Genomic DNA, 14,267 nt, shown 5'->3' with positions numbered 1-14,267 from the left:
TTTTTTGAAAATAAATCTCAATCCTTATCTCGTATGCCTGTCAGTATTTCTGTGAACGTTTATCGCTGTTGCGGGTGCAAAACTACACCCTTTATTCCGTTTAACAATACCTAAAACCCACTTATTTCTCATCTTTTTCATAAGTAACTGGTTTGAAGTTTTTTACATCAGGAAGTTTTTTGTACTTTTTCAAAAAACTACCCATTCGAGAAGGTTTTACCACAAAAACGTTACGGTCTTTCCCTCTAGTTGTCTTTGAAAACAGCGCTAAGCCAAATTTTACCTGCTTTGTTTATACGATAAACGTACTGAATTTTGATTTTGCTCCTATATATAAAGACTGTTTCTTCTGAAATTCTATCCCCTAGCCCCGATAGTAGCACAAATCCTTTTGCTTTTTTCTTTAAAAAGTAAAAGATTGGAGCCAATAGCGGGAAGAAGCTCCTGAAAAACTAAACTTATATTACAGATAGCCAAAAATAAACCCGACAAGTTTTAAAAACCTGTCGGGTTACTAAATGAATTTACCCTTATATATAAGGAGTAATTATTTTTTACTTTGCGTCTTGGCTTTTTCTTCCCAATAATTCATAAGCTCGTCATAACTTACCGGATGAGCAGATTTTTGATTAACTAGTCGTCCAGATTCGAATGCACGAAGAAGAATTGTTTCTATTAAATAGTCTTCGTTGACTTCAAAGGGTTTGTATTCTGTTTTTAAACTTATGTCGAACAAATTGGCTGTTGTATTGGATACAAATGCTTTGAATCCACTTTTTAAGGTACGTATTAACTCATAGGTGGTGATTCCAGTTTGCCTGTGAATTAATTTTACAAGAATTTGACCTTGCCTACGTGAAAGCTTTTTAAGCCTATCTTCGAATTCATTGTTAAGATAGTCTTCTACAATCTTAAAATACTTTTTTTTCTCACGATTGGTTTTCAAACGCGCCATACCATTATTTAAAGCTGTTAACCTATCTGCGGCTAATCTGGCATAAGGATATACTTTGTAAACTCGATTTTGAAGAATCAAGAATTGCTTTTGTGCCTCGGGATCCAGCTTTTCTTTTGAAATAATAATCTCGGGCAATTCTATTGTATCGTTTAAAATAGAATCTTGCTCGGTTAATATATAACCCATTTCCTGATTTGGCTTTGGTGTAACCTGCGCCTGACTTGCAAAGGAAATCAATATAAAGAATAAAATACAGTAAGTAAATCTCATTGAATCATAATTTAAGTGTAAAATTATATATTTATATACAACTCTAATACCAAATTTATAAATTAGCAAAAAAATATTTTTATGAGTACTAAATCTATCTTAAAAGATACATCAATTGCTTTCCTTGAAAGCTACTTAAATAACGCCTCTCCTACTGGATATGAGAGTGAAGGGCAAAAACTTTGGATGAATTATTTAAAACCTTATGTTGATACTTTTATTACAGACACTTATGGAACGGCTGTCGGCGTAATTAATCCTGATGCTCCTTTTAAAGTGGTTATTGAGGGGCACGCTGATGAGATTTCATGGTATGTAAATTATATTACTGATGACGGTTTATTGTATGTTATTAGAAATGGTGGATCTGATCATCAAATTGCACCTTCGAAAAGAGTTCACATTCATACTAAAAAAGGTATTGTAAAGGGTGTTTTTGGATGGCCGGCAATTCATACTCGTTTGCGCGATAAGGAGGAGTCTCCAAAAATTAGTAATATATTTATTGATTTAGGTTGCGAAACAAAGGAGCAAGTTGAAGCAATGGGTGTTCATGTTGGTTGTGTAATTACATATCCGGATGAATTCATGATTTTAAATGAAAACAAATTTGTTTGTCGTGCCATCGATAACAGAATGGGTGGATTTATGATCGCTGAAGTTGCCCGTTTATTAAAAGAAAACAAAAAAACACTTCCTTTTGGTTTGTATATTGTAAACTCTGTTCAGGAAGAAATTGGACTTCGTGGTGCAGAAATGATAGCGCAAACTATTAAACCAAATGTTGCCATTGTAACTGATGTTTGTCACGATACAACTACTCCTATGATTGATAAAAAAGTAGAAGGTGATCTTAAAATGGGTAAAGGTCCCGTAATTGCTTATGCTCCGGCGGTACAAAACAGATTACGTGATTTAATTGTTGATACTGCAGAGGAAAACAAAATTCCATTTCAACGTCATGCAACTTCAAGAGCGACAGGAACTGATACAGATGCATTTGCTTACAGTAATGGTGGCGTGGCATCGGCATTGATTTCGTTACCATTGCGATATATGCATACAACTGTAGAAATGGTTCATAGAGATGATGTTGAAAATGTAATTCAACTGATTTATGAATCTTTATTAAAAATTGAAAATAACGAAACTTTTTCTTATTTCAAATAAGACGAGATTTAAAATGTAAATTCGGTTATTTGTATGAATAACCGAATTTACTAATAAAAAAAGCATGAAAATACTATTACTCGAAGACGATTTTACTTTATCAAAAGAGATCTCAGCATTTTTTACTTCAAAAAAATTCGAGTGTACTCCTTATTATGATGGTTCTTTATTATTGAAGAAATATTTTCCGTATGAATATGACCTGATTATTCTTGACATCAATGTTCCTGGAATAAATGGCATTGAGGTTTGTAAAGGAATTAGAGAATTCGACAAAAAGACTCCAATAATTATGTTGACGGCTTTTAGTGAGATCGAGGATAAATTGGCTTCTTTTGGTAATGGTGCCGATGATTATTTGGTAAAACCTTTTCACTTTGAGGAATTATACGCCAGAAGTTCTTCTCTATTACGACGAAAAGAAATTCCGCAACAGGTCGAGAACAAGATTAATATTCACGATCTCGAAATACTTGAAGATGATATGAAAGTTTATCGCTCAGGTGAAGAGATTAAACTTACTCCTAAAGAATTTAAGCTTATTTTGATTCTGGCTCATGCTAAAGGAAAAATATTATCGAAACAATTTATCGCAGAAAAACTTTGGGATTATCATATTGAAACTAATCAGAATACAATAGAAGTTTATATTAATTTTTTGAGAAAGAAAATCGATAAAGACCACGAAGTAAAATTAATACGTACCAAAATTGGTTACGGCTATTATTTAAGCGATCAGGAATGACTTTAAAAAATCGGATATCACTTTTAGTAAGCTTGTTGTTTACAATCCTTTTTGGATTGGCTTCTACATTGATATTTGTTTTGTATTCTAATTTTAGAAAGGAAGAGTTTAGAGATCGTCTTGAGATAAAAGCACTGTCGAATATCAAACTTTTAGTTAATGTTAAGCAAGTAGACAATCAACTTTTAAAAATGATTGATCAAAACTCGATTAATAAACTCTATGACGAAAAGACTTTGGTATTTGATTCTAATTATAAACTAATCTACAGTAGTATTGATGATGCAAAGATCAATTGGTCGATTGACGATTTAAAATACCTTAAAAAACATAAAACATTTTTTAAGCAACAAGGTGATTATGAGGTTTACGGTGTTTTTTATGATACTAAAGACAAAGATTTTTATGCGTTAATATCTGCTACAGATGATTACGGCAAAAGAAAACTGCTTTTTCTAAGATACACTTTAATTATATCTTACATCTTTTTTACTTGTATTTGCTGGGTTTTGACTTCATTTATGGTCAAAAAAGCAATGAGTCCTCTAAATATTTTCCATCAAAAAATAAGAAAGATAAACGAGAATAATCTTGACACTCGTATTGCTTCTAAAAGTAATAAGAATGAAATTGATTTGATTGCAAATGAATTTAATTTCATGATGGATCGAATTGAAATCTCTTATCAAAAACAAAAAGAATTTACCGCTCATGCCTCACACGAACTAAGAACTCCCCTATCCCGCATTACATCTAAAATAGAAAATACTATTGCAGATTCAACAACTTCTATTAAAGGAAAAACGTTTTTACAATCTATTCTATCTGATGTAAATCAATTAACAGAATTGATTAATTCATTATTGGTTCTGTCTAAAATTGACAATAGAAACCAGGAGCATAATGAAGTTCAACGAATGGATGAAATTTTGTTTTCGGCCATTGAAAATCTCAATAAAAGTTTTCCGGATTTCGTTATTCTTTTTGAAATGGAAGAAAATGACAATTTAGATACTGCATTAGAAATTAAAGGGAACAAAAATTTGCTGGAAATTGCATTAAGTAATATTCTTAAAAATGCTTGTGTCTACTCTGATAACAAGCAGGCCAAAGTAACATTCAGTACTAAAAATGATCGTCTTGTTATTTCGATTTCAAACACAGGCCACACTTTAAGTGAAAGTGAACAAAAAAATCTTTTTCAGCCTTTTATGCGTGGTAAAAACTCGAAAGGAACCTCTGGTTTTGGGCTCGGTTTACGTATTGTACAACGTATTTTAAATCTTCACAATTCCACCATAACTTACAGTACACCAGATATTAACACGAATTTATTTCGAATATTTTTTCATTCGTAACTTATTTTAAGCTATTTTTAAGGTAGATTTTAAGCACTCTTAAAGTCTGGTGATAGCATATTTGTATAAAATAAAAACGATACAATGAGAAAACTATGTGCACTATTACTACTTGTACTATTTAACCAAGTGGTTTTGGCTCAAAAAACAGTCACCCTTCAAGACTGTGAAAGCCAATTTCTAAAAAACAATCTCTTTTTATTGGCATCTCAGTATAACATTGATGCTTCGAAGGCTTTAACTATCCAGGCTAAAATTTGGGATAATCCAATGATTAGTGCCGAACTTAATGCTTATAATCCTGAACGAAATCAATACTTCGACATTGGAAAAGAGGGACAAAAAGCGTTTGGTATCGAACAGCTCATTTATCTGGGAGGAAAAAAGCGCAATGAAATAAAGTTAGCTCAAACTAATGAAAAATTGGCAGAATTACAATTCAATGATTTACTGCGAACATTAAAACTACAATTACGAAAAAGCTTTTTTACTGTCTATTACAATACAAAAAGTCTTGAAACTACTGACAAACAATTAGTTCACATTGAAGACTTAATAAACTCTTACAGTGTTCAGGCGCAAAAAGGTAACATCCCTTTGAGAGATGTGGTACGTTTACAATCCTTGTATCTAAATTTTAAAAATGAACGTATGGAAGTTGTAAATGATAATATTGAAGAGCAGGCAAACTTGAAATTACTATTAAACTCTTCTGAAAATATTATCCCGAATGTTACTAGTGACGAATTTAACAAATACACTAAAACCATTCCTTTTGATCTTAAAACTTTTGAAGATGAAGCAATAGCAAATCGTCCTGATTATTTATCAAAACAAAAAGATATTGAAGCAAATGAAATAAACGTAAAATGGCAAAAATCGCTTTCTATTCCAGATATAACAGTTGGAGCAACCTACGATCAGAGAAGTGGCGCTTTTAATAAAGAAGCCAATTTGACTTTAGGGATTCCGCTGCCACTTTGGAATAAAAACAAAGGAAACATTAAATATGCTCAAACAATTCTCGAACAGTCTAAAGTTGAAAAACAAAATTTTGACCTTCAATTACAAACAGAAATTACATCGGCTTGGAATAAATGGGACGAATCCCGAAAAAACTATGTTGTTATAAAACCTACTGTAAATTCAGATTTCGAAGCTGTCTACAATGGAATCTTAACCAATTTTCAGAAACGAAATATCAGTTTACTAGAATTTACTGATTTTATGGAAAGTTACAATCAAGCACAGATTCAGGTAAATGAATTGAAAAAGAAGGTAGTGCTTTCTGGAGAAGAATTAAATAGTACAATCAACAAAGACTTATTTTAAAACGGAACAAAATGAAACATAAACTAATTATAGGAATTGCTCTTGTAGCTTTATCAATTACAAGTTGTAAAAAAGAAGTAGAAAATCCTCAAACAAATACCTCATTTGCATTAAGCGATTCTATGCTAAAAACGACTACTACGGCTGCAGCGCAAACACAACCTGTTAAAAATGTATTGAGTTTTTACGGAAAAATTACAGCTGATAATAATAAAATGATTGATGTTTATCCGCTCGTTGGAGGAAATGTAATTAAAGTTAATGTAGAATTGGGTGATTATGTACGTAAAGGGCAAGTTTTAGCCACCATAAAAAGTACAGATATTGCTGATTTTGAAAAACAATCTATTGATGCAAAAAATGATTTATTGGTAGCTAAAAACCATATGAAAGTTGCTCAGGAATTGTTTGACGGAAAATTGAACTCAGAGAGTGATGTTCTACAAGCAAAATCTGAAGTAAATAAAGCACAGTCCCAATTAGGCAAAATTCAGGAAACGTATAAAATTTACAATATAAAAGCAGGTTCTATTTATGAAGTAACAGCACCAATTAGCGGTTTTATCATTCAAAAGAGTATAAATCAGGATATGCTATTAAGAAGTGACCGTTCTGAAAACATTTTTGATATTGCAGAAATTAGTGAAGTTTGGGCGCTGGCCAATATTAATGAGATTGATATCAATAAAGTAAAATTAGGTATAGACGCAGATGTAACAACATTGAGTTATCCTGATAAAGTTTTTAAAGGAAAGGTTGATAAAATCTTCAATGTTATTGATCCTGAAACAAAAGCAATGCAAGCACGTATAAAACTTCAAAATCCTGGTTATATGTTAAAACCAGATATGAATGCAAATATAAAACTGTCCTATAGCGAAGGTGAATCTATGATTGCAATACCAAGTAAATCAATTGTGTTTGATAAAAGCAAAAATTTTGTAATGGTATTTAAAGACCGAAACAATATTGAAACCAGACAAGTTGAAGTTTACAGAGTGGTTGGGGATACTACTTATATCTCAAGTGGTTTAAAAGAAAATGAAAAGGTTATTACCAACAACCAGTTATTTATTTATCGCGCTTTAAACGAATAAGACATGAACAAATTCATACGAAATATTATTGCTTTTTCACTTAAGAATAAAGCATTTACCTTTTTTTGGGTAGGATTACTGGCGGTTGCAGGATTTATTTCTTTCAAAAATATGCCAATAGATGCATTTCCTGATGTAACCAATACTCAGATTATTATTATCACGCAATGGAACGGAAAAAGCGCTGAGGAAGTTGAACGTTTTGTTACCTCTCCTATCGAAATATCAATGAACTCGGTTCAAAAAAAGACCAGTGTTCGCAGTATTACAATGTTTGGTTTATCCGTAATCAAAATCATTTTTGATGATGGTGTCGATGATACTTTTGCTCGTTTGCAGGTAAACAATTTATTAAAAAATGTTTCGCTTCCTGACGATGTCGAACCTGATGTGCAACCTCCGTATGGTCCAACCGGTGAAATTTTTAGATACATTGTAAAAAGTGACAGTAGAGATAGTAGAGAATTACTAACCTATCAAAACTGGGTAATTGACAAACAACTACGTTCCGTTCCCGGAGTTGCAGATTTAAATGTTTTTGGAGGTCAAACTAAAACTTATGAAGTTGGTGTTGATCCCATAAAACTTGCAAAATACAATATTACTCCACTTCAGGTTTATAATGCTGTAAATTCAGGAAACTTAAATGTTGGCGGTGATATTATCGAAAAAAATGGTCAAGCTTTTGTTGTTCGTGGAGTTGGTTTACTAAAATCGATACAAGACATTGAAAACATTATTGTTGACGACGCAAATGGAAATCCGATTCTAGTAAAAAATCTTGCCTCTGTTTACGAAAGTTCTATGCCAAGAGTGGGACAAACCGGTTTAGGAAATAATGATGACGCTGTCGAAGGAATTGTAGTGATGCGTAAAGGTGAAAACCCACAGGAAACCTTGGCATTAATTAAAGATAAAATAAAGGATTTAAACGAAAATGTACTTCCAAAAGACATCAAAATAGAGACCTTTTATGATCGTGATAACTTAATGAATTTCACGACAGAAACTGTAATGCACAATTTATTTGAAGGAATCATCCTGGTTACTTGTGTTGTGTTTCTATTTATGGCAGACTGGAGAACAACTTTTACCGTTTCGATTGTAATTCCATTATCCTTATTATTTGCTTTTCTCTGTCTAAAAATGATGGGAATGAGTGCCAACTTACTGAGCTTGGGAGCAGTCGATTTTGGAATTATCATTGACGGTGCCGTTGTTATGGTCGAAGGATTATTTGTAGTCTTAGATCATCGAGCGCATCAATTAGGAATGACAGCATACAATAAAATTGCTAAAGGTAGTTTGATTAAAAAAACCGGAGCAGAAATGGGTAAAGCTATTTTCTTTTCTAAATTAATCATTATTACAGCATTATTACCCATATTTTCATTTCAGAAAGTAGAAGGGAAAATGTTCTCTCCCCTAGCCTATACTCTTGGTTTTGCCTTAATGGGAGCATTACTTTTTACACTAACTTTAGTACCGGTTTTATCCCACATTCTTTTAAATAAAAATGTAAAAGAAAAAAATAATCCGTTTGTTAATTTCTGGGATCGAATTGTTGGAAAAAGTTTTGCATGGACCTTTAAACATAAAGTAAAAACATTAATTGCTTCTGTAGCTATTTTAGTGACCGTTTTTTTCTCGGCGACTTTTTTAGGAACCGAATTTTTACCACAGTTAAATGAAGGAGCATTATGGGTAACTGCTGAATTACCAATGAGTACATCACTTCCTGAAAGTGTGAAAACCGCGGCAATGATCCGAAAAGATTTAGAATCATTTCCAGAAGTAAAAAATGTTCTATCACAAACTGGTAGAAGTAACGACGGAACAGACCCGAATGGTTTTGGCTTCATTCAGCTGCAAGTTGATTTAAAACCAAAATCGGAATGGACACGAAAAATAACGATGGACGATTTGATAAATGAAATGGATCAAAAACTTAAGGTTCATCAAGGTATAACTTATAACTATTCTCAACCGGTTATCGATAACGTTGCAGAATCTGTAGCAGGTTTTAAAGCTTCAAATGCTGTAAAAATTTATGGAGATGATTTAGAAAAATTAGATGAATTATCTAATGAAGTTTTAAAACAAATAAAAGATATCCCTGGTATCAAAGATGTTGGGATTTTGCGAAATGTTGGACAACCAGAAATAAGTGTAATACTTGACAGAGATAAAATGGCAGCTTACGGTGTAACATTAAGTGATGCTCAAGCGGTTTTAGAATTAGCTTTTGGAGGAAAAACAGCAACTCAAAAATATGAAGATGAAAAGAAATTTGATGTAAGAGTTCGATTTTCAAAAGAATACCGTAAAGATGAAAATGATATTGCCGAACTTAAAGTGCCAACAATTAGCGGAATAAAAATTCCATTAAAAGAAATCAGTGAGTTAAAAACTATTACAGGACCTGCTTTTATATACAGAGATAATACAAAACGTTTTATTGGGGTAAAATTCTCTGTTCGTGATCGAGATCTTGGGAGTACAATTGCTGAAGCTCAGGCAAAAGTGGCAAAAATGAAACTTCCAGCAGGTTATACCGTTGGTTGGACAGGAGAATTTGAAAATCAAGTTCGAGCAAGTGCGCGTTTGGCACAAGTTGTACCAATAAGTTTAATTGGAATATTTGTTTTACTGTTTATCTTATTTGGAAATATTAAAGATTCATTACTTGTTCTGGCAAATGTTCCCTTTGCAATTATTGGAGGAATTATTGCTTTGCATCTTACACGAATGAACTTTGGAATTTCTGCTGGAGTTGGTTTTATTGCCTTACTCGGTATTTGTATTCAAAATGGAGTTATTCTTATATCTGAGTTTCATCATAATTTAAAAGCCAAATTATCATTAGAAGAATCTATTTTTAGAGGTGTAAAAGCCAGAACAAGAGCGGTAGTTATGACTGCGCTTATGGCTTCAATTGGTTTAATGCCTGCAGCAATTTCTACCGGAATTGGTTCTGAATCACAAAAACCACTTGCAATTGTTATTATTGGAGGCTTAATTACCGCAACAATTTTAACCCTCTTAGTTTTCCCAATTATTTTTTGGGTATTCAATAGAAAAAAGCATATTCCAATAGAGTAAAAAATTATAAGATTAATTAATTGGTTAAATTAATTTGATTAGGTTTTAAAGAAAATGCATCATTAGTTTTAATGGTGCTTTTTTGATTTCAATCAATATTAGTTTATTATCTTGCATTTACTTAACTCATTGTATAAAACTATTAATGAAATACATCTATTTTTTAATTGCAATCTTTTCGATTACTTTTCTAGCTTCAATCATAAATCCAAAAGAGGGTTTTACTTGTTTTCTTGAAGTAATTCCAGCTATTATAGGATTTTTAATATTAGCTTTTACATTCAAAAAATTTAGATTTACAAATTTTACCTATACCTTAATTCTAATTCACTGTATCATTTTATTTGTTGGCGGGCATTATACATATGCTGAAGTTCCGCTTTTTGATTATATCAAAGATATATTTCATCAAAGTAGAAATAACTATGATAAAGTTGGTCATTTTGCCCAAGGCTTGGTTCCGGCAATGATTATAAGGGAATTGTTTATTCGTAAAAATGTAATCAATAACAAAAGCTTTTTCAACTTCATCATTGTTTCTATTTGTTTGGCAATTAGCGCCACTTATGAATTTATTGAATGGTTTGTTTCATTGGCAACCGGAGATGGCGGTGATGCTTTTTTAGGAACTCAGGGTTATGTTTGGGATACACAATCTGATATGTTGTTTGCAACTATTGGAGCGATTTCGGGATTGATTTTGTTTTCTAAAATTCAGGACAAACAAATTCAGAAGATCGACTTTTAAATTATCCAATCACATCATGGTTTTATTTCTAAGGTCATTTATAAAATAGTCTAAAGTTTATATAAACCTTTCAACAATGCAAGGATCAACATTAAATGTTGTAGAGAAGCTAAAATATATTCCTTAATTATTTTTTACCGGAGAGAACGCAAAGATCGCTATCTAAGAATACTTCTAAAAGTACAAAGTTCGCAAAGCTAAGTCAATACAAAGCGATGCGAACTGTGCCTTTTTATAGAACTAAGAGTAAAAAAAACTTAACGTTCTCTGCGGTAATTTTTTTTTCTCTCTAGATTTTAACATTGATCTCAATGCCATTTTATACATATATATTTATATAAAATGAAAAACGACCTTCTGCTCAAGGAAGGTCGTTTCATATACTAACTCAAAACTCTCGATTTAAACTGTTATTTTAAATCTTTCAAAAGTGCAATAGCTTCTGCTGCATTTGATAATTGTGCATATTTTAATGCTGTAAAACCTTTATCGTTTTTAGCAGCTGGATTTGCTCCACTTGCTAATAAAACTTTTAAAATTTCAACTTTGTTATAACGTGCTGCTATCATTAAAGGTGATAAATCTTCAGATATCTCATTCACATCAGCTCCGTATTCTATAAGTTTTTTTACGAATGCAAGATCTCCTTTACTAACAGCCACATTTAATGGTGTTGAAAAGCTATTTGAAATTTCAATTTGTGGTTTCACAAATGATGTTTGATTTGATGCCATTGAAACATTTGCAAATGCTACTAAAGCAACTCCTAAATAAATGATTGAATTTTTCATAATGATTGATTGTTAATTGATTGATTAATGATGATTTTTAATTTCTATGTAAATGTAATTCTATTTTATGTATTATGCATAACAAAGTACTATGTTTTAACTAATTCTTAACATTTCCTTAATAAAAGCTGATCAAACTTAAAAGCAATGTTATGTAATTAAATACTTCTCTATAGTAAGACTGCATTAATTGCAAAATGTTACACTTTAAATGAAAAATTTATAAAAAAAATCATCAAAAAAAATCTTTTACCCTAAATTCAAGGCTTTAGTTTTTTAACTTTACTATAAATTAAGATGCTTTAAATAAGCAAATTACATTCTAACTCATAAAACAAAATAATTAACAACCTTAAAACCTTAAACTATGGGAATTATTAAAAAAATTCTGGTCGTCCTGATTCTAATTCTGGCCATTGTTCTAATTGCAGCCTATTTTATGCCAAAAAATTATGCCATTGAACGAGAAATCACAATCAACAAACCGGTTGACACTGTATTTAATTATGTAAAGTATTTAAAAAATCAAAATCAGTTTAGCGTTTGGGCGAACATAGACCCTAAAATGAAATCTACTTACAAAGGAACTGATGGAACTGTAGGTTCAATATCGGCATGGGAAAGTGACGTAAAAGAAGTAGGAGTTGGTGAACAAGAGATTACAAAAATTACAGAAGGCAAACGCATTGAATTTGCTTTACGATTTAAAAAACCAATGGATGATACTGCCGTTGGTTTTATGTCAACAGAATCTGTTTCAGGAAATCAAACTAAAGTAAAATGGGGAATTAGTGGTGTTATACCTTACCCAATGAACATTATGTTGCCTATGATGAAGATGGATCAGATGATTGGAAACGATTTACAAAAAGGACTCGAAAATTTAAAAGATAAATTAGAGAAGTAATCTATTCATCTAATAAATAAAAAAGCATCAGCTATAACTGATGCTTTTTTTTACGTCTATTTTATATTTTTCAAAATGGCAATAGATTCGGTTGCATTTGAATACTCTGCGTAATTTATTGCTCTTAAACCCTTTTCATTCTCAATCCTGGGATTGGCTCCATTAGCCAATAAAATTTTAACAATTTCAAATTTATTAAAACGCGCTGCTAACATTAATGGTGACATATCTCTGACCACCTTATTTACATTGGCTCCGTTTTCAATTAATTTTTTAACATTTTCAATATCCCCCTCACACACCGCATAATGTAATGGCGAGACTTCACTGGCAGGAGATTCGAATTGATCTTTTACTAATAGTTTGATATTAGATGCTTTTGACACGTTTGTAGACATAGCAAGGGCTATACCTAGAATAATTACTGATTTTTTCATGTTGATTGATGATTATATGATTGATGTAAAAATTAAATTAATGCTTAAATGTCATTCTTAATTTTTTTGATTACTCTATTAGTATCCTAACTACTCATATAAGTTACACCTAAATGCAAAAAAAAATAAAAAATAAAAAAATGTAACTCGAACAAAACGCCTCATCGCAATTCTCTTAATTTTATATAGTCTTTATTCTAAAGTGACTTTTTGGTATAATCATCCGACCATCCGCATCCACATCCATATTCCAACACATGTTGATGCCTAAACAGAATTTGTTGTTCTGTTTTTTGATCAATCTATGCAAATAAAAAATGCCTTGCTATTACAATAATAACAAGGCATTTTTTATTTTAACAAACTTATGTTTTAAATACTTACTCTTTATTCGCAAGGTATTCAATTACATTTTTTTCGATACGCTGATCAATATTAGCAATATCAGCTTTTACGAATTTTTCTCCTAAGATATTCTCGTATAACTCAATGTATCTAGCGGAAACTGACTCGATATATTCATCTGACATATCCGGAATCTGTTGTCCGTCCTGACCTTGAAAACCATTCTCAATCAACCAACGACGAACAAACTCTTTAGATAATTGCTTTTGCTCTTCTCCTTTTTCTTGTCTTTCCTGATATCCATCTGCATAAAAATAACGTGAAGAATCTGGTGTATGAATTTCGTCAATTAAAACAATAACCCCCTCTTTCGTTTTTCCGAATTCGTATTTAGTATCTACTAAAATCAAACCACGAGAAGCAGCAATTTCAGTTCCTCTTTGAAACAAAGCACGTGTGTATTTTTCTAAAACTAAGTAATCTTCTTCCGTAACAATTCCTTTAGATAAAATGTCTTCACGAGAAATATCTTCATCATGAGAACCGTTATCAGCTTTTGTAGTTGGCGTAATAATTGGCTCAGGAAATTTATCGTTTTCCTTTAAACCTTCGGCCATTGTTACACCACAAATTTGTCTTTTTCCTAAAGCATATTCACGAGCAGCGTGTCCTGAAACATAACCACGAATAACCATTTCTACCTTAAAAGGATCACATAAATGCCCAACAGCTACGTTTGGATCTGGAGTTGCAATCAACCAATTTGGAACAATATCTTGGGTTAATTCCATGAATTTTGTCGCAATCTGATTCAAAATTTGTCCTTTGTATGGAATACCTTTTGGTAAAACTACATCAAAAGCCGAAAGTCTATCGGTTGCTACCATTACTAAAAGATCATCGTTGATATTGTAAACTTCTCTAACTTTTCCGCGGTATACTGATTTCTGATTTGGGAAATTGAAGTTTGTTGTTGTGATTGTATTACTCATTATCCTAGTGTTGTG

At 31.7% G+C, this 14,267-nt stretch carries 12 protein-coding genes; 8 read left to right on the top strand and 4 right to left on the bottom strand.

Annotated elements, in window-relative coordinates:
• Positions 1–547 precede the first annotated feature (547 nt).
• Entirely contained in the window at positions 548–1,228 is a 681-nt protein-coding gene (locus ACHRVZ_RS13350; protein WP_395423072.1) for a DUF4294 domain-containing protein, read from the bottom strand.
• Between the two features lie 81 nt (positions 1,229–1,309).
• Here ACHRVZ_RS13350 and ACHRVZ_RS13345 point away from each other — a divergent pair, with 81 nt between their 5' ends.
• From ACHRVZ_RS13345 to ACHRVZ_RS13315, 7 genes are all read left to right on the top strand, one after another.
• On the top strand, positions 1,310–2,398 hold the full coding sequence (locus ACHRVZ_RS13345; RefSeq protein ID WP_395423070.1) for a M42 family metallopeptidase: 1,089 nt from the start codon (positions 1,310–1,312) through the stop codon (positions 2,396–2,398).
• A gap of 64 nt (positions 2,399–2,462) precedes the next feature.
• Entirely contained in the window at positions 2,463–3,143 is a 681-nt protein-coding gene (locus ACHRVZ_RS13340; RefSeq protein ID WP_395423069.1) for a response regulator transcription factor, read from the top strand.
• Positions 3,140–4,501 carry an ATP-binding protein gene (locus tag ACHRVZ_RS13335; protein ID WP_395423068.1) on the top strand — a complete coding sequence of 454 codons (1,362 nt, stop codon included), beginning with the start codon at positions 3,140–3,142 and terminating at the stop codon, positions 4,499–4,501. The genes ACHRVZ_RS13340 and ACHRVZ_RS13335 overlap by 4 nt, the downstream gene beginning before the upstream one ends.
• An 84-nt stretch (positions 4,502–4,585) precedes the next feature.
• Positions 4,586–5,833 carry a TolC family protein gene (locus tag ACHRVZ_RS13330; RefSeq protein WP_395423066.1) on the top strand — a complete coding sequence of 416 codons (1,248 nt, stop codon included), beginning with the start codon at positions 4,586–4,588 and terminating at the stop codon, positions 5,831–5,833.
• An 11-nt stretch (positions 5,834–5,844) separates the two neighbouring features.
• A complete protein-coding gene (locus ACHRVZ_RS13325; protein ID WP_395423065.1) occupies positions 5,845–6,930 on the top strand; it encodes an efflux RND transporter periplasmic adaptor subunit in 1,086 nt (361 codons plus the stop codon).
• 3 nt (positions 6,931–6,933) lie between these two features.
• On the top strand, positions 6,934–10,032 hold the full coding sequence (locus ACHRVZ_RS13320) for an efflux RND transporter permease subunit (RefSeq protein ID WP_395423064.1): 3,099 nt from the start codon (positions 6,934–6,936) through the stop codon (positions 10,030–10,032).
• A gap of 145 nt (positions 10,033–10,177) precedes the next feature.
• A complete protein-coding gene (locus tag ACHRVZ_RS13315) occupies positions 10,178–10,780 on the top strand; it encodes a DUF2238 domain-containing protein (RefSeq protein WP_395423063.1) in 603 nt (200 codons plus the stop codon).
• 410 nt (positions 10,781–11,190) lie between these two features.
• Here ACHRVZ_RS13315 and ACHRVZ_RS13310 read toward each other — a convergent pair whose 3' ends face one another.
• The gene (locus ACHRVZ_RS13310) at positions 11,191–11,571 is read right to left on the bottom strand and encodes an ankyrin repeat domain-containing protein (RefSeq protein ID WP_395423062.1); all 381 of its coding nucleotides are present in this window, start codon (positions 11,569–11,571) and stop codon (positions 11,191–11,193) included.
• Between the two features lie 367 nt (positions 11,572–11,938).
• On the opposite strand from ACHRVZ_RS13310, the gene ACHRVZ_RS13305 reads away from it, so the two are divergent.
• On the top strand, positions 11,939–12,478 hold the full coding sequence (locus ACHRVZ_RS13305) for an SRPBCC family protein (protein ID WP_395423061.1): 540 nt from the start codon (positions 11,939–11,941) through the stop codon (positions 12,476–12,478).
• 56 nt (positions 12,479–12,534) lie between these two features.
• On the opposite strand, the gene ACHRVZ_RS13300 is transcribed toward ACHRVZ_RS13305, so the two are convergent.
• On the bottom strand, positions 12,535–12,915 hold the full coding sequence (locus ACHRVZ_RS13300; RefSeq protein ID WP_395423060.1) for an ankyrin repeat domain-containing protein: 381 nt from the start codon (positions 12,913–12,915) through the stop codon (positions 12,535–12,537).
• Between the two features lie 380 nt (positions 12,916–13,295).
• Positions 13,296–14,252 carry a phosphoribosylaminoimidazolesuccinocarboxamide synthase gene (locus ACHRVZ_RS13295; protein WP_395423058.1) on the bottom strand — a complete coding sequence of 319 codons (957 nt, stop codon included), beginning with the start codon at positions 14,250–14,252 and terminating at the stop codon, positions 13,296–13,298.
• Between the last annotated feature and the right edge of the window lie 15 nt (positions 14,253–14,267).

It is taken from the genome of Flavobacterium sp. FlaQc-57, from assembly GCF_044007395.1.
Classification (GTDB): Bacteria; Bacteroidota; Bacteroidia; order Flavobacteriales; family Flavobacteriaceae; genus Flavobacterium.
This window is presented reverse-complemented; position numbering and strand designations above follow the sequence as displayed.